We start from the raw sequence: 251 nt of genomic DNA on the forward strand, positions 1-251 counted from the left end.
GAGTGGACAACTTTTGCAGTGCTGTTTGCTCTAATTGGTGGATTAGCAGTCTTGAATAATGTTTATTACTTGAAAGGGGCAGAGCTAAAGCAGCCAGTGACGATTTCACACCGGGGAGTAGCTGAGAAAAATGGTGTTCAGAATACGATTCCAGCGTTAAAGAAAACTCATAAATTACACCCGACCTACGTTGAAATGGATGTTCACGAAACGAAGGATCACCAGTTTGTTGTTTTACATGATGAAAATCT

1 protein-coding gene is annotated in these 251 nt (G+C 40.6%); it reads left to right on the plus strand.

What is annotated here, in order from left to right:
• Nucleotides 1-251: glycerophosphodiester phosphodiesterase family protein (locus tag ACFIK0_RS09785; RefSeq protein WP_375663973.1), on the plus strand; the 251-nt coding region annotated here is incomplete at both ends.

Origin of the sequence: Bartonella sp. CL63NXGY (genome assembly GCF_042194905.1) — a bacterium.
In the GTDB taxonomy this organism is placed as follows: domain Bacteria; phylum Pseudomonadota; class Alphaproteobacteria; order Rhizobiales; family Rhizobiaceae; genus Bartonella.